The sequence below is a fragment of the Arthrobacter sp. SLBN-53 genome (assembly GCF_006715585.1).
In the GTDB taxonomy this organism is placed as follows: domain Bacteria; phylum Actinomycetota; class Actinomycetes; order Mycobacteriales; family Mycobacteriaceae; genus Mycobacterium; species Mycobacterium neoaurum_A.
In genome coordinates, this window is the sequence record NZ_VFNN01000001.1 from 3115968 (window position 1) to 3139250 (window position 23283).

The following is a 23283-nucleotide window of genomic DNA, read 5'->3' on the forward strand; positions in this document are numbered from 1 at the left end:
CGGTGCCGATCACCGGTGCCATTGTGAGGTCGGCGCCCGGTGGCGGCACACTGACATCATGACTGCCCAGCGATCGACGGCGATCGACGGCGATCGCGCACCGGCGGGCCGGCCGTCGACCTCCGGTGGCACCCGCAGCTTCCTGCCCGCCGTCGAGGGCATGCGGGCCTGCGCGGCCATCGGCGTCGTCATCACCCATGTCGCGTTCCAGACCGGGCACAGCGGCGGGGTGTCGGGCCGACTGCTCGGCCGCTTCGATCTGGCCGTCGCCGTGTTCTTCGCGCTATCGGGTTTCCTGCTGTGGCGCGGGCACGCCGCCGCGGCCCGGGGGCTGCGCCACCGTCCCCCGACGGGGCACTACCTGCGCTCTCGGTTGGTGCGCATCATGCCGGGCTATCTGGTGGCCGTCATCGTCATCCTCACCCTGATGCCGGACACCAACGCCAACCTGACGGTCTGGCTGGCGAATCTGACGCTCACCCAGATCTACGTTCCGCTGACACTGACGTCGGGGTTGACCCAGATGTGGAGCCTGGCGGTGGAGGTGAGCTTCTACCTGGCCCTGCCGTTCCTGGCGATGCTGGCCCGACGGCTCCCGGTGTCGGCGCGCATCCCGACGGTGCTCGGCGTCGCCGCCGCGAGCCTCGCGTGGGGGCTGATCCCGTTCGATCCGCCCTACGGTGTCAATCCCCTGAACTGGCCGCCGGCGTTCTTCTCCTGGTTCGCGGCGGGGATCGTGCTGGCCGAACTCTCGGTGAGCCCGGTGGGGTGGCTGCATCGATTGGCCCGCAGGCCGTTGGTGATGGCGGGTATCGCCGCGGTGGCATTCGTCGTGGCCGCCTCCCCGCTGGCCGGTCCCGAGGGCCTCACGCCGGGCACCGTTGGCCAGTTCGTCGTCAAGATCAGCATGGGTGCGATCGTGGCCGGCGCGCTGCTGGCCCCGTTGGTACTCGATACGCCCGACACCGAGCACCGGATTCTGGGCAGCGCGGTGATGGTGACGCTGGGCCGGTGGTCCTACGGCCTGTTCGTCTGGCATCTGGCCGCATTGGCGATGGTCTTCCCGATCATGGGTTATTTCCCGTTCAACGGGCACATGCCGGTGGTGCTGGTGCTGACGTTGATCTTCGGATTCGCCATCGCGGCGGTCAGCTATGCGCTGGTGGAGTCACCGTGCCGGGAGGCGCTGTGGCGGTGGGAGAACCGCCATCATCGCGCTGCCCCCTTGGACAGCGCGGTGTCCGACGCAGGCGGTCAGTAGCCGCCGCCGTGGTCGAAGATCCGGCGCGGATTGTCCACCAGCATGGTCTGCAGCTGATCGTCGGTGACACCGCGCTGCTTGAGCGCCGGGATCACGTCATTGTGGATGTGCAGGTAGTGCCAGTTCGGTAGCAGCGCGGACACGGTGTCCTCGGGCAGTGCGTCGAAGTAGCACGACGCGTCGTGCGACAGCACCATCTTCTCGGCGTGCCCGCGTTCGCACATCTGCGCCACGGTGTCGACGCGCTGTTCGAACGGCAGGATCGAGTCCACCCCGAACCGGTCCATGCCCAGGTAGGAGCCGTCGGCGATGAGCTCCTCGAGATAGGCCAGGTCGGTGGTGTCCCCGGAGTGCCCGATGATCACCCGGCTCAGGTCCACGCCCTCCTCGGCGAAGATGCGCTGCTGTTCCAGGCCGCGCCGGGTACCGGCATGAGTATGTGTCGAGATCGGGACACCGGTCTCGCGGTGAGCCGCGGCAACGGCCCGTAACACCCGTTCCACGCCGGGAGTCACGCCCGGCTCGTCGGTGGCGCATTTGAGGATTGCCGCCTTCACCCCGGTATCGGCGATTCCGGTGGTGATATCGCCGACGAACATCTCGGTCATGATCTCGGGGCCGTCGAGCATGGTGCCCGGTCCCTGGAAGTGGAAACGGAACGGCACGTCGTTGTAGGTGTAGAGACCGGTCGCGACGACGATGTTGATCTCGGTGGCGGCGGCGATGCGGGCGATCCTGGGGATATAGCGTCCCAGCCCGATAACGGTCAGGTCGACGACGGTGTCCACACCGCGCGCCTTGAGTTCGTTGAGTCTGGCGATCGCATCCTGCTCGCGTCGCGCCTCGTCGCCCCAGGCCTGCGGGTAGTTCTCGGCGATCTCGGTGGTCATGATGAACACGTGCTCGTGCATGAGCGTCACGCCGAGCCGGGAGGTTTCGACGGGCCCGCGTGCGGTATTCAGCTTGGACACCTCGCCGATGCTAGGAGGCCGGCGCGATGCCCGGGCCCGATCACGCGTATCGACATCTACCCGGTACCAGGGGTACCGTTTTGCCGATGGAGCTGTTGGACACCGATACCCCGGACAGTGCTCAGATCGCTCTGCACGCGCGCGCGGTGCAGTTCGATCTCAGCGATGTGCCCGCGCAGTGCGTCTATGGCGATCCCTACGCCAGTCACCTCTACAACGGGCTGAGCCTGCTGCTACCCGCCGGCGAGGAATGGTTCATCGAGCTGCTCAAGGAGGCGCTGCCGCGGATCCACGACGAGAAGCTGCGCGAGGATGTCATCGGATTCATGGGCCAGGAGGCGATGCACGCCACCGCCCACTCCGGCATCTATGAATACCTGGAGCGCCACGGTATCGACCCGACTCCGGTGATCGATCGTGCCAACTGGGTGTTCGGCAGCCTGCTGGGGCCGCGTTCGGTCAAGGGTGCCAAGGCGCACAACTACATGGTCGAGCGGCTGGCCGTGATGGCCGCCCTCGAGCACATCTTCTCCTTCCTCGGCGATTGGGTGCTCAACGCCAAGCGCCTCAATGCCGACACCGCCGACCCGACGATCGTCGACCTGTTGCGCTGGCACGGCGCCGAGGAAGTGGAGCACCGCATGGTGTCCCATGACGTGCTGCGCTACTTCGATCACAACTACGCCCGCCGGGCGTGGGCGCAGGTGGTGGCCGGGCCGATGCTGCTGTACTTGTTGTGGCAGGCCACCCGCTACCTGATGCGTGTCGACCCGAACCTGAAGATGTCGGCGCGTAAGCGCAGGGCGATCTGGCGCGGATTGATCCGATCCGGACGCCGCGGTGTCGCACCGTCGGTCATGCACACCACCTGGCGTGGGCTGCAGTACTTCTCGCCGCGGTACCACCCCGGCGATGTCGGCGACACCGCGCAGGCGGTTGCCTATCTGGCTTCCTCGCCCGCCGCGCGCGCCGCAGTCAAGTGAAGCGGGCCGCTCCGCCGCTTGGTTCACCGATCGATGACAGGGCGACCAATTTCGTGGTCACCCTGCTCGACCGTTTCTGGCTGAACCGAGTCGTCAAGGCTGATTATGCCGATGAGCGGGCAGATCGGACCCCGCACGATCCGATGACGCTGCAACTGCGCGGGCGGGAGATCGTCGCCCATGACAAAGACGTTGTGGCGCTGACTTTTTCCGCGCCGGACGGTGGCGATCTGCCGGGCTGGCAGCCAGGCAGTCACCTCGACCTCCATCTGCCGTCGGGACGCCGCAGGCAATACTCGCTGTGCGGGGACCCGCAGGATCGGGACCGTTACCGTATCGCCGTGCGCAAGATCCCCCACGGTGGTGGGGGATCTCTGGAGATGCACGATCTGCGCGTCGGCGACACGGTCACGGTCCGCGGACCACGCAACGGTTTCCCGTTCATTCCCTATGAGCGGGCGCTCTATATCGCGGGTGGTATCGGCATCACGCCGATCCTGCCGATGGTGCGTGCGGCCCAACGACTGGGCACCGACTGGCATTTCGTCTACTGCGGGCGTAGCGCCGACACCATCCCGTTCCTCGACGAGATATGGCAGTGGGATCCGGAGCGGGTGACGGTCCGCCTGGACGAGGAACACGGGATACCTACGCCTGCGGACCTGCTCGGGCGCGCCGCGCCCGGCGGGGCGGTCTACGTCTGCGGCCCGCCGCCCATGATCGAGACGGTCCGCGGCGATTTCGATCGATCCCCGGCCTCGGCACTGCATTTCGAACGTTTCAGCGCGCCACCGGTCACCGATGGCACCGCGTTCGAGATAGAGATTTCCAGCACCGGTGAGGTCGCCACCGTTGCCGCCGACGAGTCGCTGCTCGACGCGCTCGTGCGGGTACGGCCCGATGTCGCGTACTCCTGCAAGCAGGGGTTCTGCGGGACCTGCCGGGTAGGCGTGCTGTCGGGAACACCTGAGCACCGCGATGTCCGGCTCACCGCCGCCGAGCGGGCGAATTCGATGTTGGCCTGCGTATCTCGTTCGGCGAGCGGGCGTCTGGTCCTCGATCTCTGAGAAGGTCTGCTCACATGGCGCTGGTGAAGGTCTTGACCACCGTCTCCAGCTCGGCCCGCAGCTCCTCGTCGGTGAGCTCGGCGATCCTGGGATCGGTTGTGCAGCAGTAGATGCCGGCCGTCAGTAGTGTCATCGCGACCAGCTGGGTACGGTTGGTGGAGGCACCCGTCAGTAGCTTGGTGAAGCCGTCGACACACTGCCTCATCGATTCATGGGTCACCATCAGCTCGCGCATCGCGGGATCGCCGTAGAGAACATTGGCCACCTGTCGGTGTCGGATGGCCAGGTCGATCAGACCGCTCATCGCGACATCGCGACGCGCCTCGTCGGTGGGCAGGGCGTCGGCGATACGCCGCACGTGCTCGATATCGTCGAGGATCGGCTGGGCAACCGCCAGCACGATGTCGTCCTTGGATTGGAACTGGTAGTACACCGAGGCCTTGGTGACCCCCAGTCGCGAGGCGATCATCTGGATCGACGTGCCGCGAACACCGTGCTGGACGAACAGCTCCAAGGCCGCATCCACCACGCGTTCCCGCGCGAAGCCCCGGGCGGCGACGGGCTTTGCCATGGGTGAGCACCTCCTTGTCTGCAGGTTACCGGCCACCCATGGTGCGACGGCGATCACAGCGAATCCACCGCATCATGTGGGTCACACATAAGCTTCCACTGGTTGATTGAACTCATACGAATGGTTAAGTTCAGTCAGTCAATCGTGTGGCTCAGATCTGCCAAATCGAAGGGTTGGGGCATGAAGGTGCTGGCGCGCAACTGGTTGCCGATGGTGATTGTCGCGGTCCTCTGTGTCGGTGCAGTGGCCGTCTGGCAGATCAGGGGGATCTTCGGTGCCGACCCGGTGATCGTGGTCCCGCAGAACTTCGCCGGCGATGCCGAACGTTTCAACAAGAAGGTCGTGCGTATGGAGGTCTTCGGTAGTCCCGGCGCCGTGGTGGACATCAGTTACCTGGACCTTGATGCGGTACCGCAACAGGCCAAGGGCGTTCCTTTGCCGTGGACGATGATCCTGTCCACGACCGACCCGTCGACGGCGACCACCCTGGTTGCCCAGGGCGATGCGAACTCGCTGGGCTGCCGCGTTTTCGTGGACGACGAGTTGATGGCCGAGCGGGTCGTCGACGGCTACAACGCCCAGACCTACTGCATCGTGAAATCCGCATGAGCGGCAAGCACGCGGACCCCATAACCGAAGAGATTCCGGTTGCCGTGCCCGTCTACCGCTCCGAACATTTCGGCAGGATCGCGAACATCCTGCGCAAGCTGTCGGTGCCGATCATGATCGCCTGGCTGGGACTGGCGATCTTCCTCAATGTCTCCACTCCCCAGCTGGAGAAGGTCGGTGAGCTGCGGTCGGTCTCGATGAGCCCGAAGGGTGCGCCGGCGGCCATCGCCACCCAGCGAGTCGGCGAGGTGTTCGAGGAGTACAAGTCAGACAGTTCGGTCATGGTGGTCCTGGAGGGGCAGGAAAAGCTGGAGGCGCCGGCGCGGGACTACTACGCCGAGCTGGTGAAGCGGTTGCGGGCCGATACCGAGCACGTGGAACACATCCAGGACCTGTGGAGTGATCCGCTGACCGCCACCGGCGCCCAGAGCGGTGACGGCAAGGCCGCCTATGTGCAGGTCTATCTGTCCGGGAACCAGGGCGAGGCCAAATCGAACGAGTCGGTGGCCGCGGTGCGGCAGATCATCGCCGACACCCCGGCCCCCGACGGTGTCACGGCATATGTGACGGGTGGATCGGCGCTGGCGTCCGATCAGCAGGAGGCCGGACACAACAGCATGCGGACCATCGAGGCACTCACGATGGCCGTCATCTTCACCTTCCTGATCATCTACTTCCGGTCGATCATCACCACGGCACTGATTATGACGATGCTGCTGCTCGGTCTGGCCACGGTGCGCGGTGTCATCGCATTCCTGGGTTATCACCACATCATCGGACTCTCCACCTTCGCGACATCTCTGGTGGTCACCCTCGCCATCGCCATCGCGGTGGACTACGCCATCTTCCTGATCGGCCGATATCAGGAGGAACGTGGTAAAGGCGCCGATCGAGAAGTCGCCTACTACAAGATGTTCGGTGGCACCGCCCATGTGGTGGTCGGGTCGGGGCTGACGATCGCGGGTGCGACATTCTGCCTGAGTTTCACGCGGCTGCCGTACTTCCAGACCCTCGGTATCCCGCTGGCCATCGGCATGCTGGTGCTGATCGGCTATGCCATGACGTTCGGTCCGGCCTTGGTGACCATCGGTAGCCGCTTCGGATTGCTCGATCCGAAACGCGTTGTGCGGGCCTCGCGTTGGCGCAAGGTCGGCACGGCGGTGGTGCGCTGGCCCGGACCGATCCTGGTGGCAAGTCTCGCGGTGTCCCTGATCGGCTTGGTCGCCATCCCCAGCTATCAGACCAGCTACAACGATCGCCTCTACATGCCGGCGGACCTTCCCTCCAATCAGGGCTACGCCGCCGCCGAACGGCATTTCTCCCCCACCCGACTCAATCCCGAGGTGCTGATGATCGAGACCGACAAGGACCTGCGTAATCCCGCGGACTTTCTGGTCATCGACAAGGTGGCCAAGAACATCTTCCGGGTGCCGGGTATCGGTCGGGTGCAAACGATCACCCGTCCGGACGGGCTACCCATCGAGCACACCACCATTCCCTATGCCATGTCGCAGCAGAGCGCGCTGAACAAGCTCAACGAGCAGTTCCAGGGCGACCGCACGGCCGACATGCTCAAGCAGGCCGACGATATGCAGAAGAACATCGACAACTTGGAGAAGATGCAGTCGATCACCGTCGAGATGGCAAGTACGACCAACGACATGGTCGCCAAGATGAAGGTTATGGCGATCTCGATCAGCGAAGTACGCGACAAGATGGCCGAATTCGACGATTTCTTCCGGCCGATGCGCAATTACTTCTACTGGGAACCGCACTGCTACAACATCCCGATCTGCTCGGCGATGCGGTCGATCTTCGACGCGCTCGACGGTATCGACACGATGACCGACGGCATCCAGGGAATGATCCCGGATATGGAGCGCTTGAACGCGCTCATGCCGCAGATGACGGCGCTCATGCCCGCGATGATCGACACCATGAAGTCGGTCAAGCAGATGATGCTGACCACGTACCAAACGCAGAACGGCATGCAGCAGCAGATGATCGAGATGCAGAAGGACTCCAGGGCAATGGGGGAAGCCTTCGACACCGCCAAGAACGACGACTCGTTCTACCTACCGCCCGAGGCCTTCGAGAACGCAGACTTCAAGCGGGGCATCGAGCAGTTCATCTCACCGAATGGCAACGCCGTGCGGTTCATCATCGCCCATGAGGGCGACCCCATGTCGGCCGACGGCATCAAGAAGATTGATGCGATCAAGGAAGCCGCCAAGGAAGCGCTGAAGGGCACGCCGCTGGAGGGTGCGCGCATTTACCTCGGTGGTACGGCGTCGACCTTCAAGGACATGGCCGACGGCACGAGATACGACCTGATGATCGCCGGCATCGCCGCACTGGGGTTGATCTTCCTGATCATGCTGATCATCACCAGGGCGATCGTGGCCGCGGCGGTGATCGTGTTCGCGGTCGGTATGTCGCTGTGCGCCTCGTTCGGTATATCGGTGCTGATCTGGCAGCACCTGATCGGGCTTGAGCTGCACTGGATGGTGCTGCCGATGGCCATGATCATCCTGTTGGCCGTGGGCGCCGACTACAACCTGCTGGTCATCTCGCGGCTCAAAGAAGAGGTCGGGGCCGGGGTCAAGACCGGGATCATCCGCACCTTGGGAGGTAGCGGATCGACGGTCACCGCGGCCGCGGCGCTGTTCGCCCTCACCATGATGGCGATGGCAGTCAGTGACCTGAGGGTGATCGGTCAGGTGGGCACCACCATCGGGCTCGGTCTGTTCTTCGACACCGTGGTGGTCCGATCGTTCATGACGCCGTCGATCGCCAACCTGCTCGGCCGATGGTTCTGGTGGCCACAACGCATCCGGGTGCGACCGGTGCCGGCCCCGTGGCCCAATCCGCCACGGCTGCAAACCGATCCAGCGACAGGGGTGACGTCGTGAAGTGGCCGTCGTTGATCGTCGGTGTCCTCGCGGCAGCGGTGGCACTCGCCCCGCCGGCATCGGCGGATCGCGATATCGATTTCGCGCGAGAGCTGCACACCTATGGCATCTACGGTCAGCGCGACCACAACGCCTGGCTGGCCAAGATCGCCTGTAAACGATTGGATCGAGGAGTCGATGACAATGCTCATGAAGCAGCCGCATTCGTCCACACCAATCTCGACGGCGACTCCTCGACGGAGCAATCCTGGCAGTTCCTGGCCGCGGGACTACGAACGTACTGCCCACACCAGCTCGGCCAGCTCGATGCTGCCTCGCGACCCTGAGCGCTCATGGCCGGCGCGAGCGTTGCGTGCAATCGGGATGGTCCTGGCCATCGTCGTTCTGCTCGCGGCCTTCGCCGTCGCGGTCGCGGCACTCACCCGCGCCGACGCCACCGAGGACTACCCGATACCGCGACGCATGCTGCACACGACGTGCACCGCTGAGCAGATCCTGGCCGCCGCAAGGGATGTCGAACCGGTCTACTACGAGCGGTACATGATCGACTACAACAACAAATCGCCAGAGGTGCAGCGGGCGGTGCGTGACCGCATCCACTGGTTCTACTCCATGGATTACGCGGGGCGGCGGGCCTATTCGGAGGACACCGCGACCAACGCGTTCTACGAACAGCTGTCCTGGAACTGGCCCAACTGGGCGAAGATCTTCTTCAACAACAAGGGTGTAGCGGCGCATACCACCGACATCTGCGCGAACTACGCACCCGACGACCCCTCGGTATGGGTGTGGTGATCATCCCGGCCCAGATCGCCGTGAACCCGGTGATTCGGCAAGGCAGTGGGGCCCCCGGAAACGGCCCCGCCAACCTCTTCCGAAGCCCAGCGCCCGGAAATGCGACTTCGCGGCCATGACCTCGCAGTTCTCGCAACGATTCCGCACTGTGCGGCCTCAGCTGGGTGCGAGACAACGGGCCCGGCTCATTGCCTGGATATCGACCGTCACCACAGGAGCGGGATACGCGACCTTCGAACGATTCGCCCGTGGCTTGTTCGATACCGGCAGCGGAGATCTCGGTGATTTCCGAGGTGACCAGATTCCCGGTGAGGTGTATGCGCGACATACCTACTCCAGGGTCCGGGACGAAATCAACGTCGCCCTGCGTCGCTGCGGCCATGGTGACCTCACTGCGGTTGTCGAGGACTGCGCGCGCAGGCACCTCGATGATGCCGTCGCTCCTGCTGTCTGGGGATTCGCGTTCGAAAGAAGCTCACGCGCAGAGGTTTGCGCAGATATCTGCGACGGCCTGGATCGCGAAGGGCTAGCCCTCGCTGCGCGATTGAGCGCCCTGCTCGACGCTCAGCACTAGAAGGACCCCTGGCAGAGGACACGACGTCGGCCAGGTGGGCAGATCCGTCAAGGCGATCAGGCGATTCAGATCGCTGCACCGGTGCAGTCGATAATGCACGTACGGGTGCGGACCGAGCCGAGCATCCTCGGTGGTGCGCTCATTCTCGCAGGGGCCCCCGGTTGAACGTCACGGTGGATGCGGCCAACGCCGCCACCGAGATCAGCGCCAGTAGCTGTACACCGGCGGAGTGGCCGACGTACCCGTCCACCGAGCGCCACGGATTGCGCGACAACACCGCCCCCGCCGCGATCAGCCCACCGGCGGTGAATCCGATGGTCACCTTCTCGGCCAGTCCGGGCCGCCGGGCAAGAAGGTAGCGAAGCCCGATGGCGGCGCCGACCACGACCGCGCCGGCGACACCACTGATCAGCGTGCCCGCCGCGACCGCGGCGGCCACCAGGATCGCCGGTCGGGGCTGCCAGGTCGAAACGGGCTGGGCGCCAACCGATCGCCGGCTCGGCAAGAGGGCCAGCATCGCCAATATCGGTAGCAGGGCCAACCCGCCGAACAGCCCGATCCGGTAGGTGAGGTTCGACGGGAAGGTCAGGTTAACCGTGCCCTGCGCGCCCGCTGGGACGATAAAGCCCTGCTGCCATCCGTTGACGGTGATCGCACGCAGCGAAGTTCCGTCCTCGGTGTGGGCGACCCAGCCGGCATTTCGACTCTCGGGGATCACGATGACCCGGTCGCGGTCCGCGGGCCGCACACGCACCTCGCGATGATCTGCGGTCCAGATGCCGACATCGGCCGGAACCACCTGCGCGGGACGTACTTCGGCGGCACGTGGGGTGCTCAGTGCGATGCCGTCCACCACGAACGTCTCACCGGCGCTGATCACCACTTCCTGCTGCCCCTTGGGCAATGCGATGCCGCCGGTTCGGCACGGCGTGGCGGCTATCGGTTCGTTGTCCAGCAGCGCGCCGACGGTGGTGCGCACCGAGGTCTGCACGAACTGCCCTGCCGCACCGATGATCGGTCCGCGCCCACACGGAACTTCGATGGTTCGCTCACGATCGACCGGGCCGGCCGCGCCGATCGGTCGGCCCGCCGCATCGCGCACCTGTACCTCGGCCAGGCCTGGCGGCTTGAGCTGATCGAACCCCAGCGCGGTGCGGTCGATGACATCGCGCCAGCCCAGAATCGACAGCGTCACGGTGTCGGTCACCGTGGGTGTGAGGTCGATGGTTTGGGGTCCGTCGCCGGTCAGCCGGCGCAGCTGGGGTCCGGCACCGAGGTCGACCGCCACCAGGGTGGGGTGGGCAGGCACATCGGTGATACTCGGAGTGAGCGTCAAAGCCGCGACCTCGGTGCGACGGGGCAGCGACAGGGTCAGGGTCGCCGGTTTGCGTTGTGCGACACCGTTCTGCGGCGCGGTCCAGGACGTGCGCGGATCACCGTCGGTGGCGGCGTAGGCGGATCCCAGAACGTCGATCAGATCGGATTCCCCGGATGCCCGGACCGTTCCGGGGGAATGGATGAGATCTGCCAACCGCGGCCCCTGCCGGGCCCGGACCCACACCGTGGGGGTGGCTTCGGTGTCGGTCGGGATGGTCAGGGTGCGGCTGATGTTGACCGGCTCCTCGGGCGACAGACCCATGGTCGCGGCGCAGTGCACCGCCTCCGGGCCGTCCGCGCAGCCGGGCCTGCCCAGCAGTTCCGAGCCCAGATCCCATTGGGCCACCGCGGCCCCCGGGGGTGGACCGGGGACATCGAGGGTTCGCCGGAGCGGTATCTGGTGCGCGAAACCCGATGCGTCGTACTGGGTGACGCTCAGATCGGTGATGCCGAATTGGACACCCGGCGAGCCGTCGTCGGTGCCGACGGCGGTGATCCGTACCCAAGGTGTCTCACCGAACGGCAAGGCGGCGGCAAGCGGTTTACCCGGCTGATCGAAGCGCAGGGTGGTGCTGCCGTTGACGGTGGACACCTCGATGCGGCGGACCTGTGCGCCGACGGCCGTCGCACTGGGGGTGATGGTGATCGCGGCGTTGGTGACCGGATTGTCGAAATCGATCTGCATCCACTGGCCCACCGCACTCTGCAGAGAACTGGACACCCAGCTGGTCGAGGAGTCCGCATCGATCGCGGCGGCAGGGCCGGCGGCGGGCGAGACATCGGGCAGCGCAGTGGAATCCGCGGCGGAACTGGAGACGCTGAGCCGGCCACCCTCCCAGCGTGCATACAGCGGGTCGGTGCCGGCGGGGTAATCCATCACCCGGTTGAAGGTGTGCCGCAGGTCGCCGGCCGCACGCATCTCCGAGGAGTGGTGGTCCACCCGCCCGTAGTCGGTCTCGCGTGCCACCGGGGTATCGGTGACGGTGACCAGCGGGGTGGGCAAGCCCGCGCGTTGGGCATCGGCGGTCAGCAGCATCGGCCCGAGCGGCTGCTGGCCGGCCAATCGGCGACGTTCTGCGATGCGCAGCAGTGCTTCCGGGCCACCGTCGACGCGTGCGAGCGTGTCGGCGTCGGTCACGTACGGACCGGGGTGGGCGTCGTCGACGCGGTAGATCTCGACCGCCGGATAACGCGGGCGCAATCCGCTGTCGCTGACGAACCCGTCCAGGGTGCCGGGGCCGACGGGGTCACCGAATTCGGCGACCCTGGTCAGTCCGGGGGAGTTGTCCATCACCCGGTGTACGAGCAGCGGACGCGCCGAGCGCGAGGCCTCGGGGTCCAGGTCGTTGCGGACGACCACGAACGAGATGTTCTGCTGGGCAAGGATGTCGGCCAGGCCCGCGGACGGTCGGCCGGCCGCGAACAGGCGCTGTACCGAATCGAGGGCACGGATGGTCTCCGGTGGCGTGAGCGGGATGGAGTCGCGCACTCCCCACGGACTGTGGCCGAGCACCTGCAGCGGTTCGTCGTGGCTGTTGCCCCAGACCTGGGTGGCGAACGGAGCGCCCGGTGCGACCAGGACCCGGCCCCCGTCGGTGTTGTGCTCATCCAGCCATGCCGCGGTGTCGTGCCAGTGCGCCGGGATGGCCTCGAAGCTGCCCGGCGGTGTGAGCCTGCCGGTCCAGGCCAGCGAGGTCCCGGCCGCCAGCGCGGTCAGGATCACGATGCCCACCGCGACCCGTCGGTCACGCTCCGGATGGGCGAAGGCGTCGACCCAGGTGCGGCGGGACACGCTGCCCGGCAGCGGGATCCGGCCCAGCAGGTGCGCAAGGCCGAGGGCGATCGGCAACCGCAGCAGTGGTTCCAGCTTGTGCACATTGCGCAGCGGGGTGCCGTCGGCATCGAGGAACAGTTGCACTCCAGCGGCGATCGGTGACCCGAGCCCACCGGAATAGCCGACCGCCAGTGCGGTGACACCGACGAAGAGGATGAGGATCAACCGGCCGCGGGACGGCATACCGGCCATCGCCAGCCCGGCCAGCCCCGCCGCCGCGACCAACGTGGTGGCGAGCACCGCGACCGATCCGGTCACCAGCGGCGAACCGGCCGTCGCGGTGGGCGCGACGAACGGCGTCCAGCTGTCGGTGCCGCGCAGCATCTCGGTCAGCGACAGCCATCGCGTCGTCACCCCGGAGGATTCGATGTAGTCCAGGAAGGGTGGGCTGATCCGGCCAAGCAGCACCAGCGCGACCGCCCACCAGGTGACGGCGAGCGCGGTGCAGCCCAGCCACCACCCGGTGAACCGCCACCACTGGCGGTTGGGTTTGTGCGCGGCCCACCAGATGATGGCGGCCAGGCACCCGGTGAGCGTCGCCACGGCGTTGACAGCGCCCATCAGGGCGACGGCAGCCGCGGAGCGGGCCGCGAGCAATCGGATCCGCGGATCGCCGCGCAGCACGTAGATCACCGGTAGCAGCACCCAGGGAGCCAGCATCATCGGCAGCGTCTCGGAGGAGATCGCGCCCAGGGTCGTCAACACCCGGGGGGAGAGGGCGAAGGCGCCGGCGGCGACGACGCGTGCGGCGGTCGTGCCGATACCGAGCGCCTCCGCGACGCGCAGTAGGCCCCAGAAGCCGACCGTCAGCAGCAGTGCCCACCACAGGCGCTGGGTCACCCAGCCGGGGACGCCGAGGAGATCACCGGCCAGGAAGAACGCGCCGTGCGGGAACAGGTAGCCGTACGCCTGGTTCTGCGCCTGCCCGAACGGCAGTTCGCTGTTCCACAGATCGCCTGCCCGCGCCAGGAAGCGCAGCGGATTGGCGGTGAGATCGAGTTTGGTGTCGGGCGCGATCCGCCCGGGGGCCTGCAGGAAGGTCAGTACCAGGAAGAACGTGCCGACCAGCCATAGCCACCGCCGCGATAGTGCTGTGTCGGCGAGGGGCGCGCCCGGGCTAGGCCCGGTCGCCGTATTCAACGCGGTTGAGCACCGACGACGCCGGATCCCCGGACTGCACGGGGGGCTTGGTGTCCTGCTGGACCATCAGGGTCACACCGAAGATGGCGGCCGCGCCGAGGAGAAGGCCGACCACCAGGCTGGCAGCGGCGGGCACGACGAACCGATCCATGCGGCCAACCTAGCACGCCGGAACGAACGGGCGAGTGCTGCCCGAAGGGCGTTCCGGCCGCCCGGCCCCCGGGATCGGACCGCCCCGTTACTGTGGGGACCCATGTCGACGTCACGCACCCTGGGTGCCCTGACCGCACTGTCCGCGCTGCTGGTGGCCTGCGCGCCGGCCCCCACCGAGGACACCGCCACGGCTTCGGTCTCGCAGAGCACCGCTGCGACACCGACCAACGCCTCACTGGATCGGCCGCTGCCTGCCGCACCGGGCCCGCAGGTGTGTGGCGATATCGCCTCGCTGTCCACCCGCGACAAGCTGGCCCAGTTGTTGATGGTGGGCGTCAGCAACGCCGCCGATGCGCAGGCCGCCGTGACCGATCACAAGGTCGGCGGCATCATGATCGGCAGCTGGACCGACAAGTCCATGCTCGGTGCGCCGCTCGCCCAGATCGCGGCGTCGGCGAGGGCCCTGCCGCTGGGGGTCAGCGTCGACGAGGAGGGCGGCCGGGTCTCGCGGTTGTCCGCCCTGATCGGCAGCCAGCCCCCGGCCCGGGTGCTCGCCGAGACCAAGTCTCCCGACGAGGTGTACGGCATCGCGCTCGAACGCGGCCGGGCCATGCGCGGACTGGGTATCACCGTCGATTTCGCTCCCGTGGTCGATCTGACGCAGGAGAGCGCCGCCATCGGTGATCGGTCGTTCGGCGACGATCCCGAGACGGTGACCGCCTACGCCGGCGCCTACGCCCGCGGTCTGCGCGACGCCGGCGTCCTGCCGGTGCTCAAGCATTTCCCCGGGCACGGTCGCGCGGCCGGGGATTCCCACACCGGCGCGGTATCGACCCCGCCGCTGGCCGAACTGCAGACCAGCGATCTGGTTCCCTACCGCACCCTGGTCAACCAGCCGCCGGTGGCGGTGATGGTGGGCCACATGCAGGTGCCCGGACTGACCGGCAATGAGCAGGCCAGCCTGAGCCCGGCCGCCTATGGTCTGTTGCGCAACGAATTCGGTTTCGGTGGTGTGGTGTTCACCGACGATCTGTCGAGCATGGCGGCGATCAATCAGCAGTACGGAGTTGCCGAGGCGGTGCTGAAATCGCTGCAGGCGGGTGCGGATATCGCCCTGTGGATCACCACCGCCGAGGTTCCCGCGGTGCTGGACCGCCTCGAGCAGGCCGTCGCCTCGGGTGAGCTGCCGCAGGCGAAGGTCGACGATTCGTTGCGACGGGTGGCGGCGTCCAAGGGCCCCAATCCCAACTGCTAGGCCCATCCGGCCGTAATCTGTTCCGATGGCCGGAGGAACGAAGCGATTGCCTCGCGCGGTACGCGAGCAGCAGATGCTCGATGCCGCGGTGCAGATGTTCTCCATCAACGGCTATCACGAGACGTCGATGGATGCCATCGCGGCCGAGGCGCAGATTTCCAAGCCGATGCTCTACCTCTACTACGGGTCCAAGGAGGACCTGTTCGGGGCCTGCCTCGACCGCGAGCTGAACCGTTTCGTCGACGAGGTGCGCGGCAAGATCGACTTCACGCTGAGCCCAAAAGATATGTTGAATAACGCCGTTCGTGCGTTCCTCGGCTATATAGACGCCCACCGCGCGTCCTGGATCGTGCTGTACAGCCAGGCCACCAGCTCTCAGGCGTTCGCCCACACCGTTCGTGAGGGCCGCGAGCGCATCATCGATCTGGTCGGTCGGCTGCTGCAATCGGGCACGCGCAACCCGGAACCGGATGCCGATTTCAACATGATGGCGGTGGCACTGGTGGGCGCGGGCGAGGCGATCGCCGACCGGGTCAGCTCCGGGGATGCCGATGTGGCCGAGGCGACCGAGCTGATGATCAATCTGTTCTGGCGCGGCCTGAAGGGCAGACCGACCCCCGGCTGACGCCGAATCCGAAGACGATGGCGCGAATTCGATCCTGTCGCGTGATCGCCCTCAGATTCGGCGCCGTCCGTTCAGAGCGCGGCGACCGTCGCGGTCAGGTGCGGGTAGCCCTTCAAGAGGTGTCGCAAGGCCAGTTCCCAGCCGCTGTCGGTGCTCTCCACATACAACCCGGCTTTCGCGGGCAGCAGCACCGGCTTGCCGAACCGCACCGAGTACGTCACCGCATCGGGTAGCTGACCCTCGATGTTCGCCAGTACCGCAGCAGCACTGAACATCCCGTGCGCGATCGCGGTCGGGAAGCCGAACAGCTTGGCGCCCACGGTGCTGGTGTGGATCGGATTGTGGTCGCCGCCGATTGCCGCGTAGGAGCGGATCTGGGAGGCCGAGATGCTCAGCACCGCGTTGGGCGGCGGCAGCTTGGGCTGCTTGGGCGGTTCGGGGCGCGGCTCATCGGACAGACTGGTGCGCTGCTGGTGCAGGAATGTCGTGGTCTGCCGCCACGCCAGGTCGTAGCCCACCTTGATCTCGGTGATGATGTCGACCAGCAGACCCTTGCGGTGTTCGCGCAGATTTTCCGCGTGTACCCGGACGTCCAGGGTGTCGCTGACCGAGATCGGCCGGTACTGGGTGATGTGGTTCTCGGTGTGCACCGAACCCATTGCCGCGAACGGGAAATCGAAACCCGTGGCCAGCGACATCACGCTGGGGAAGGTGAGCGCGAACGGGTAGGTCAACGGCACCGTATCGCCGAAGCGCAACCCCGTCACCCCGGCGTAGGCAGCCACATTGGCCGGATCGATGCGCAACTCCGGTACGTGCACGGTGCGCTCGGGCAGACCGCCGGCGCGCGGGACGAACGGCAGGGCCCCGGCGACCGCGCGGGCCATGTTCAACAGACCGTTGGGCTGGGACATCGTCAGTACCTCCGGTTCTTCGCGCAAGCGCTCATCGGTGCTCCCCGGTTCTTCGCGCAAGCGCTCATCGGTGCTGCCCGGTTCTTCGCGCAAGCGCTCATCGGTGCTGCCCGGTTCTTCGCGCAAGCGCTCATCACGCTCCCAGCAGGGCCTGGCCGCAGACCCGGATCGTGTTGCCGGTCACGGCATTCGAGGCCGGGCTGGCGAAGTAGGCGATCGCTTCGGCGACATCCACCGGTTGGCCGCCCTGGAACAGCGAGTTCAGCCGCCGGCCGACCTCGCGGGTGGCCAGCGGGATCGCCTCGGTCATCTTGGTCTCGATGAACCCCGGGGCGACGGCGTTGATGGTGATGCCCTTGTCGGCCAGGCTGGGCGCCAGTGCGTCGACGATGCCGATCATGCCGGCCTTGGTTGCCGCGTAGTTGGTCTGGCCACGGTTGCCCGCGATACCGGCCATGGAGGACAGCCCGATGACCCGGCCGCCGTCGGCGAGCGCACCGGCGGCCACCAGGCCTTCGGTGAGGGTAAGCGGGGCAACGAGATTCACCGCGATCACCGAATCCCAGCGGGAATCGTCCATATTGGCCAGCAGCTTGTCGCGGGTGATGCCGGCGTTGTTCACCAGCACATCGAGCGTGCCCTCGTGATGTTCCTTGAGGTGGGCGACGATCTGGTCGACCGCGTCGGCGGCGGTGACATCGAGTGCCAGCGCTGTGCCGCCCACCTTCTCGGCAGTCTGCTTGAGTGCATCCTCGGCCGAGGGCACGTCGACGGCCACCACGGCGGCACCGTCACGGGCGAACACCTCCGCGATGGTCGCACCGATGCCGCGGGCGGCGCCGGTCACCACGGCGACCTTGCCGGCCAGGGGCTTGTCCCAGTCGGCGGGAGCGGTCGAGTCGGCGGCGCCCACCCGGAACACCTGGCCGTCCACATAGGCGGACTTGCCGGAGAGGATGAAGCGCAGGGTGGATTCCAGACCGCCGACACCGGGGGCGGCGTCGGCGGCCAGGTAGACCAGCGACACGGTGGCGCCGCGCTGCAGCTCCTTGCCAAGCGAGCGGGTGAACCCTTCCAGCGCGCGCTGCACGATGTGTTCGTGCGCACCGGCCGTCTCGGTCGGGGTGGTGCCGATCACGACGACTCGGCCGGAGGCGCCTAGGTTACGCAGCACCGGGGTGAAGAACTCGTAGAGCTCTTTGAGGTCTGAGGGCTCGCTGATGCCGGTCGCATCGAACACCAGGCCGCCGAACTTGTCGGCCCAGCGACCACCGATGTTGTTGGAGACCACGTCGTAGTCGTCGGCCAGCGCCGTGCGCAGGGGCTCGACGACGCGTCCCGACCCACCGATGAGCAGGGAGCCGTTCAGCGGCGGCTGCCCCGGACGGTAGCGACGCAGCTCTTCGGGCTGCGGGACGCCGAGTTGTTTGGCCAGGAACGATCCGGGCCCGGAATTGACCACTTGGGAGAACAGGTCGGATGCCATGAGGACTAACTTACTCCAGAGTAAGAACTGTGGGTAACATTGGGATATGGCTAACACGAATTCTCGCCGCGCCGCCGTCCTCGGCGGAAACCGGATCCCGTTCGTTCGTTCCGACGGCGCCTACGCAAACGCCTCCAACCAGGACATGTTCACCGCCGTCCTGGACGGGCTCGCCGACCGCTTCAACCTCAAGGGGGAGAAACTCGACGCCGTCATCGGTGGCGCCGTGCTCAAGCACAGCCGCGATTTCAACCTGATGCGCGAAAGCGTGCTCGGCAGCTCGCTGTCGCCCTACACACCGGCTTTCGACCTGCAGCAGGCGTGTGGCACGGGCCTGCAGTCCGCGATCGCGGCCGCCGACGGCATCGCCATGGGCCGCTACGAGGTCGCCGCGGCCGGTGGTGTGGACACCACCTCCGACGCGCCCATCGCCTTCGGTGACGACCTGCGCGGGGTGCTGCTGAGCCTGCGCCGCGCCAAGTCGACCGCCGATCGACTGAAGCTCGTCGGCAAACTGCCTGCCGCACTGGGCGTGGAGATCCCCACCAACGGCGAGCCGCGCACCGGGCTGTCGATGGGCGAGCACGCGGCCATCACGGCCAAGCAGATGGGCGTCAAGCGCGTCGACCAGGACGAGTTGGCGGCCGCCAGTCACCGGAACATGGCCGCGGCCTACGACCGCGGGTTCTTCGATGATCTGGTCACGCCGTTCCTCGGCGTCTACCGTGACAACAACCTGCGCCCCGATTCCTCGGCCGAGAAGCTGGCCAGGCTCAAGCCCGTCTTCGGGGTCCGCAACGGCGACGCCACCATGACGGCCGGAAACTCCACCCCGCTGACCGACGGTGCGTCGGTGGCGCTGCTGTCCTCCGATGAGTGGGCCGCTGCGCACGACATCCCGGTGCTGGCGTACTTCGTCGACGGGGAGACCGCCGCCGTGGATTACGTCAACGGCTCCGATGGGCTGCTGATGGCGCCGACCTACGCGGTGCCGCGACTGCTCGCCCGCAACGGGCTGACCCTGCAGGATTTCGACTTCTACGAGATCCACGAGGCGTTCGCGTCGGTGGTGCTGGCGACCCTTGCCGCCTGGGAGTCCGACGACTACTGCAAGAACCGGCTGGGCCTGGACAAGGCGTTGGGCAGCATCGACCGCGCCAAGCTCAACGTCAACGGTTCCTCGCTCGCGGCGGGGCACCCGTTTGCGGCGACCGGTGGGCGCATCGTCGCCCAGCTGGCCAAGCAGCTCAAGCAGAGGAAAGAAGAAAACGGGGGAGCGACCGGACAACCGGTCCGCGGCCTGATCTCGATCTGTGCCGCCGGCGGCCAGGGCGTGACGGCCATCCTGGAGGCCTGATCCCGCGCCCGACAAATCGGCGCGGAACCCGGATGACCTGGCCTCTTCCATCGTTTCGGTATCAGGGAAAAGTTTTTCGAAAAAAACTTTCCGATCGCTGTAACGCCCGCCGGAGCACTGTCGATACATGGGATAGCTCCGTGTTGCCGTCTGACCCCCCGACCCGACGGCAACACGGGGCTCTTTCATTTTTCCGGCGGTCAGGGATCCTTGGACGCCGTGATCGGGCCCGCCGCGGCCGGCGCGAACAGGCTCCCGGCCAGACTTCCGCGGGTGGTGCGCACCGCGACCAGCGCCCACGTGCACAGCAATCCCCCGTAGGCGAGCACCGCCGCCACCTCGAAGGCGGGCAGTCCGGTGTGGATGGCCAACTGGGTGGTGCCGGTGACGAAGGTGCCGACCGGGAAGGTCAGGCTCCACCAGGTCAGGGCGAACGGCATCCCGCGGCGCAGGGTGCGGAACGTCAGCGCGGTGGCCAGGGCGATCCACAGCACGCAGAAGCCCCATACCGGCACGCCGAACAGGATCGAGAAGATCCCGACCCCGGCCGCCAGGTCGGGCGCGACCGCCAGATGGGCATGGGTCGCCAGCAACCCGGCCACCGTGACCGATTGCCCCAGCGGACCCAGGACGATCCACAGCGTCGGGACCCGCGCAGTCCCCGATGTCCCGTAGAGCGCCAGCCTGCTCCAGATCATCGTGATGATGATCAGCGCCGCGATCAGGGACAGTCCGAACATGGCAAGACAGCCGAAGAACATGGTGGTCCGACCGGTGCCCGGCACCATGTGTGGCAACAGCATCGCGCCGCCCGCGGCCGAGACCATCGGCGGGACGACCGGCATCAGCCACCCCCCGAACGCGGCGTCCGGACCGACGTTGAGCTGGGTGAACATCAGATAGGGAATCGAGACCGCGGTGTAGAGCCCGCCGATCGTGCCGGCCGACCACAGCACCCAGTTGATGTCGACGGCCAGCCGTTCTCCGATGAGATCGGTGCCGACGAGCATGGTGGCGCTGCCGACCGTCATCAACGCCATCGGGGCCGCGCCGTAGAAATGCGCCATCTGTGGGTTGCGGACGTGTCCGCGGGCCACCGTGGGATGGCGGAACCACTGCACACTGACCGCGATGATCAGGGTTACCAGCAGCGTCGCGGCGACCACCCAGACGATCTCGGTGAACACCCGCAGACCCGGCACGTGTACCGGCAGCGTGGCGCCCGCGACCACCAGGATCCCGGTGCCCATCACCGAGGAGAACCAATTGGGGCCGAAGTTCCCCAACCGAGTCCCAGGTTCTGCGGTCGACCGACCGGGCATGATTGGCGTCATGGAGATCAGCATCCTCGGGTCGTTGTCCGGATCGAGCGGCACGTCCCTCATCGACGGTGTCGTGTCGGAATTCGCCCAACTGCGTGACGAAGGGTTTCGTCGCATCTGGATGACGCAGATGCCCTACGAGCCCGATCTGCTGACGGTGCTCGCAGTGGCGTTACGCGAGGTCGACACCATCGAAGTGGGCACCGGCGTGGTGCCGATCCAGAATCAGCACCCGATGCAGTTGGCGCAGCGGGCGCTGACGCTGAGCCTGATCTCCGGGGGACGGTTCATCCTGGGGCTGGGCATGACCCATGCCGCGGTCACCGAGGGCATGTGGGGGATTCCGTGGGATCGTCCGGTGCGCAGGCTCAACGAGTACCTCGACGGGCTGCTGCCGCTGCTCGCCGGTGAGCCGGCGGACGCCGCCGGCGAGATCTACACCACCCGGGGCGCGGTGCAGGTGCCCGCAGCACCGGCTCCGCCGGTGTACATCGCGGCCCTCGGCCCGCAGCTGCTGAAGATCGCCGGCCGCCGGACCGCGGGCACCGTCACCTGGATGACGGGCCCCAAGACACTGTCCGAACACGTCGGACCCGGATTGCGGGCAGCCGCAGCCGGGCGACCGGTTCGGGTGGTGGCCGCCCTTCCGGTCGCCGTCACCGACGATGTCGACGGCACCCGGGCCCAGGCGGCCGAGCAGTTCGCCATGTACGGCCACCTCCCGTCCTACCGCGCCATGCTCGATCGCGAGGGTTATGCCGGGCCCGCCGACGCCGCGCTCATCGGTGACGAGGCCACGGTCACCGCCAGGATCAACGAGCTCTCCGCCGCCGGCGTCGACGAGTACGTGGGTGTCGTCTTCGACCGATCACCGGAGGTCCGGGCCCGTACCCGGGCTCTGTTGCGCACCCTCGACAACACCTGAAATTCACTATGGTGTGATCTTGGTCACGGGGTACAGTCGGTCTCACGACGGGTTCGGGAGTGACTGATCCGAAAGAGCCGGGCAAGAGGTGGAACACCGGCCGCGCGAGATACCGCCAGGTATCAGTGGACGCCCTCAGGTTGATAAACCGAATGTCCTCCCGAACCCGCCCTCATGCGTTCAGCCGGTGGTGAACACGCGCACACGTCGACGTGCCGGTGGCCAGGATGCTGTTCATGGGCCAGGTCATCCCGTTCGATGCGAACCGCGCTGAGCCGGACCGCACGCCGGAGCCGTTGTGGCGCGAGGTGTTGGGCCGTCGCCTGCGAGATACCCGCCGCGCCAAGGGGGAGCGACTGGTGGAGGTCGCCGCGCGCGCCGGGGTGTCCCCGCAGTACCTCTCCGAGATGGAACGTGGCCGCAAGGAACCGTCGAGCGAGATGATCGCCGCGGTATGCGGGGCGCTCGGAGTCGGGTTGGGTCGACTGCTCGGTGGGATCTCGGCCGATCTCACCCGTGCCCAGGGGCGTCCCAGCGACGGCACCGTCCGGATGGCGGCTTAGGCGCGTTCCTGCAGAACCCGGTCGGCAAGCCCGTAGGCCACCGCCTCGTCGGCGTCGAACACCCGGTCGCGGTCGGTGTCGTGGCGTAGCTGCCCGGTGCTGCGGCCGGTGTGCCGGGCCAGGATCGACTCCAGCTGATTGCGGGTGCGCACCACCTCGTCGGCCTGCAGGATCAGGTCGGGGATGGTGCCCCGCCCCTGGGCGGCCGGTTGGTGCAGCACCACCCGGGAGTGCGGCAGCACCGAACGCCGTCCCGGGGCGCCGGCGGCCAGCAGCACCGCGCCGGTGGCGACGGCCTGGCCGATGCATGTCGTCGCCACCGGGGCCTTGATGAACCGCATGGTGTCGTAGACGGCGAGCATCGCCGACAGGTCCCCGCCCTCGGAGTTGATGTAGAGCGCGACCTCCTGCTCGGGGTTGTCGGCCTCCAGATGCAGCAGCTGCGCTATCAACGCGTTCGCGACGCCGGAATCGATGGCGGTGCCCAGATAGACGATGCGTTCGGTGAGCAGATGGCTGTAGACGTCCATGATGCGCTCACCACCGGCCGTGCGGGCGATGACGTTGGGGATGGTATAGGTGCTCATGG

At 66.9% G+C, this 23283-nt stretch carries 20 protein-coding genes; 12 read left to right on the forward strand and 8 right to left on the reverse strand.

Translation table 11 applies throughout. The annotated features are described in order from the left end of the window. Window positions 1-58 precede the first annotated feature (58 nt). Window positions 59-1261: an acyltransferase family protein gene (locus FBY28_RS14935; RefSeq protein ID WP_216847712.1), complete on the forward strand. Its 1203-nt coding sequence runs from the start codon at window positions 59-61 to the stop codon at window positions 1259-1261. On the opposite strand, the gene FBY28_RS14940 is transcribed toward FBY28_RS14935, so the two are convergent. Beyond that, window positions 1255-2232, reverse strand: a complete 978-nt coding sequence (locus tag FBY28_RS14940; RefSeq protein ID WP_141867996.1) for a phosphotriesterase family protein — start codon at window positions 2230-2232, stop codon at window positions 1255-1257. The genes FBY28_RS14935 and FBY28_RS14940 overlap by 7 nt on opposite strands. Before the next feature lie 86 nt (window positions 2233-2318). Between FBY28_RS14940 and FBY28_RS14945 the strand changes: the two genes are divergently transcribed. Next, on the forward strand, window positions 2319-3215 hold the full coding sequence (locus FBY28_RS14945; protein ID WP_141867998.1) for a metal-dependent hydrolase: 897 nt from the start codon (window positions 2319-2321) through the stop codon (window positions 3213-3215). Window positions 3216-3268: 53 nt separating this feature from the next. Beyond that, the gene (locus tag FBY28_RS14950; RefSeq protein WP_286178088.1) at window positions 3269-4282 is read left to right on the forward strand and encodes a PDR/VanB family oxidoreductase; all 1014 of its coding nucleotides are present in this window, start codon (window positions 3269-3271) and stop codon (window positions 4280-4282) included. A 10-nt stretch (window positions 4283-4292) separates the two neighbouring features. On the opposite strand, the gene FBY28_RS14955 is transcribed toward FBY28_RS14950, so the two are convergent. Then, complete coding sequence (locus FBY28_RS14955; RefSeq protein ID WP_141868003.1) at window positions 4293-4853, reverse strand: TetR/AcrR family transcriptional regulator; 561 nt, start codon at window positions 4851-4853, stop codon at window positions 4293-4295. A 180-nt stretch (window positions 4854-5033) separates the two neighbouring features. Between FBY28_RS14955 and FBY28_RS14960 the strand changes: the two genes are divergently transcribed. The 4 genes from FBY28_RS14960 to FBY28_RS14975 are packed head-to-tail and all read left to right on the forward strand — an operon-like array spanning window position 5034 to window position 9169. After that, window positions 5034-5462 (forward strand): MmpS family transport accessory protein, encoded by a 429-nt coding sequence (locus tag FBY28_RS14960; RefSeq protein WP_174241636.1) that lies wholly within the window; start codon window positions 5034-5036, stop codon window positions 5460-5462. Further along, complete coding sequence (locus tag FBY28_RS14965) at window positions 5459-8374, forward strand: MMPL/RND family transporter (RefSeq protein WP_141868005.1); 2916 nt, start codon at window positions 5459-5461, stop codon at window positions 8372-8374. Before FBY28_RS14960 ends, FBY28_RS14965 begins: the two co-directional genes overlap by 4 nt. Further along, window positions 8371-8700 carry a DUF732 domain-containing protein gene (locus FBY28_RS14970; RefSeq protein WP_141868006.1) on the forward strand — a complete coding sequence of 110 codons (330 nt, stop codon included), beginning with the start codon at window positions 8371-8373 and terminating at the stop codon, window positions 8698-8700. Before FBY28_RS14965 ends, FBY28_RS14970 begins: the two co-directional genes overlap by 4 nt. A gap of 22 nt (window positions 8701-8722) precedes the next feature. Beyond that, the gene (locus FBY28_RS14975; RefSeq protein WP_286178091.1) at window positions 8723-9169 is read left to right on the forward strand and encodes a DUF5078 domain-containing protein; all 447 of its coding nucleotides are present in this window, start codon (window positions 8723-8725) and stop codon (window positions 9167-9169) included. A gap of 713 nt (window positions 9170-9882) precedes the next feature. Here FBY28_RS14975 and FBY28_RS14985 read toward each other — a convergent pair. Further along, window positions 9883-14094, reverse strand: a complete 4212-nt coding sequence (locus FBY28_RS14985) for a DUF3367 domain-containing protein (RefSeq protein WP_216847713.1) — start codon at window positions 14092-14094, stop codon at window positions 9883-9885. Then, entirely contained in the window at window positions 14072-14245 is a 174-nt protein-coding gene (locus FBY28_RS14990; RefSeq protein WP_019511741.1) for a DUF2613 domain-containing protein, read from the reverse strand. The genes FBY28_RS14985 and FBY28_RS14990 overlap by 23 nt, the downstream gene beginning before the upstream one ends. A 102-nt stretch (window positions 14246-14347) precedes the next feature. Between FBY28_RS14990 and FBY28_RS14995 the strand changes: the two genes are divergently transcribed. Together FBY28_RS14995 and FBY28_RS15000 are read left to right on the forward strand one after the other, a co-directional pair. Further along, complete coding sequence (locus FBY28_RS14995; protein ID WP_141868012.1) at window positions 14348-15502, forward strand: glycoside hydrolase family 3 N-terminal domain-containing protein; 1155 nt, start codon at window positions 14348-14350, stop codon at window positions 15500-15502. Between the two features lie 25 nt (window positions 15503-15527). After that, window positions 15528-16127 (forward strand): TetR/AcrR family transcriptional regulator, encoded by a 600-nt coding sequence (locus tag FBY28_RS15000; RefSeq protein ID WP_141868014.1) that lies wholly within the window; start codon window positions 15528-15530, stop codon window positions 16125-16127. A gap of 71 nt (window positions 16128-16198) precedes the next feature. Here the strand turns inward: FBY28_RS15000 and FBY28_RS15005 are convergent, their stop codons facing one another. Together FBY28_RS15005 and FBY28_RS15010 are read right to left on the reverse strand one after the other, a co-directional pair. Next, window positions 16199-17167: a MaoC/PaaZ C-terminal domain-containing protein gene (locus FBY28_RS15005; protein WP_286178092.1), complete on the reverse strand. Its 969-nt coding sequence runs from the start codon at window positions 17165-17167 to the stop codon at window positions 16199-16201. A 7-nt stretch (window positions 17168-17174) separates the two neighbouring features. Next, on the reverse strand, window positions 17175-18527 hold the full coding sequence (locus FBY28_RS15010) for a 3-oxoacyl-ACP reductase (protein WP_141868016.1): 1353 nt from the start codon (window positions 18525-18527) through the stop codon (window positions 17175-17177). A 46-nt stretch (window positions 18528-18573) separates the two neighbouring features. On the opposite strand from FBY28_RS15010, the gene FBY28_RS15015 reads away from it, so the two are divergent. Beyond that, the gene (locus FBY28_RS15015; RefSeq protein WP_141868018.1) at window positions 18574-19884 is read left to right on the forward strand and encodes an acetyl-CoA C-acetyltransferase; all 1311 of its coding nucleotides are present in this window, start codon (window positions 18574-18576) and stop codon (window positions 19882-19884) included. 200 nt (window positions 19885-20084) lie between these two features. Here the strand turns inward: FBY28_RS15015 and FBY28_RS15020 are convergent, their stop codons facing one another. Continuing rightward, a complete protein-coding gene (locus FBY28_RS15020; protein ID WP_286178093.1) occupies window positions 20085-21218 on the reverse strand; it encodes a TDT family transporter in 1134 nt (377 codons plus the stop codon). Between FBY28_RS15020 and FBY28_RS15025 the strand changes: the two genes are divergently transcribed. Beyond that, entirely contained in the window at window positions 21217-22131 is a 915-nt protein-coding gene (locus FBY28_RS15025; RefSeq protein ID WP_141868020.1) for a TIGR03564 family F420-dependent LLM class oxidoreductase, read from the forward strand. The two genes, FBY28_RS15020 and FBY28_RS15025, sit on opposite strands and share 2 nt — an antisense overlap. Window positions 22132-22367: 236 nt before the next feature. Further along, window positions 22368-22694 carry a helix-turn-helix domain-containing protein gene (locus FBY28_RS15030; protein WP_141868023.1) on the forward strand — a complete coding sequence of 109 codons (327 nt, stop codon included), beginning with the start codon at window positions 22368-22370 and terminating at the stop codon, window positions 22692-22694. Here FBY28_RS15030 and FBY28_RS15035 read toward each other — a convergent pair. After that, window positions 22691-23281, reverse strand: coding sequence for a ClpP family protease (locus tag FBY28_RS15035; RefSeq protein ID WP_141868024.1), 591 nt, complete (start codon window positions 23279-23281; stop codon window positions 22691-22693). The two genes, FBY28_RS15030 and FBY28_RS15035, sit on opposite strands and share 4 nt — an antisense overlap. Window positions 23282-23283 lie beyond the last annotated feature (2 nt).

What these genes read in the sequence shown, in the direction of transcription:
- FBY28_RS15035 (WP_141868024.1), bottom strand. Translation starts at nt 23,281, where the DNA reads ATGAGCACCTATACCATCCCCAACGTCATCGCCCGCACGGCCGGTGGT.
- FBY28_RS15030 (WP_141868023.1), top strand. Translation starts at nt 22,368, where the DNA reads ATGGGCCAGGTCATCCCGTTCGATGCGAACCGCGCTGAGCCGGACCGC.
- FBY28_RS14995 (WP_141868012.1), top strand. Translation starts at nt 14,348, where the DNA reads ATGTCGACGTCACGCACCCTGGGTGCCCTGACCGCACTGTCCGCGCTG.
- FBY28_RS14990 (WP_019511741.1), bottom strand. Translation starts at nt 14,245, where the DNA reads ATGGATCGGTTCGTCGTGCCCGCCGCTGCCAGCCTGGTGGTCGGCCTT.
- FBY28_RS15015 (WP_141868018.1), top strand. Translation starts at nt 18,574, where the DNA reads ATGGCTAACACGAATTCTCGCCGCGCCGCCGTCCTCGGCGGAAACCGG.
- FBY28_RS15020 (WP_286178093.1), bottom strand. Translation starts at nt 21,218, where the DNA reads ATGACGCCAATCATGCCCGGTCGGTCGACCGCAGAACCTGGGACTCGG.
- FBY28_RS14955 (WP_141868003.1), bottom strand. Translation starts at nt 4,853, where the DNA reads ATGGCAAAGCCCGTCGCCGCCCGGGGCTTCGCGCGGGAACGCGTGGTG.
- FBY28_RS14935 (WP_216847712.1), top strand. Translation starts at nt 59, where the DNA reads ATGACTGCCCAGCGATCGACGGCGATCGACGGCGATCGCGCACCGGCG.
- FBY28_RS15010 (WP_141868016.1), bottom strand. Translation starts at nt 18,527, where the DNA reads ATGGCATCCGACCTGTTCTCCCAAGTGGTCAATTCCGGGCCCGGATCG.
- FBY28_RS14960 (WP_174241636.1), top strand. Translation starts at nt 5,034, where the DNA reads ATGAAGGTGCTGGCGCGCAACTGGTTGCCGATGGTGATTGTCGCGGTC.
- FBY28_RS14945 (WP_141867998.1), top strand. Translation starts at nt 2,319, where the DNA reads ATGGAGCTGTTGGACACCGATACCCCGGACAGTGCTCAGATCGCTCTG.
- FBY28_RS15025 (WP_141868020.1), top strand. Translation starts at nt 21,217, where the DNA reads ATGGAGATCAGCATCCTCGGGTCGTTGTCCGGATCGAGCGGCACGTCC.
- FBY28_RS15000 (WP_141868014.1), top strand. Translation starts at nt 15,528, where the DNA reads ATGGCCGGAGGAACGAAGCGATTGCCTCGCGCGGTACGCGAGCAGCAG.
- FBY28_RS14965 (WP_141868005.1), top strand. Translation starts at nt 5,459, where the DNA reads ATGAGCGGCAAGCACGCGGACCCCATAACCGAAGAGATTCCGGTTGCC.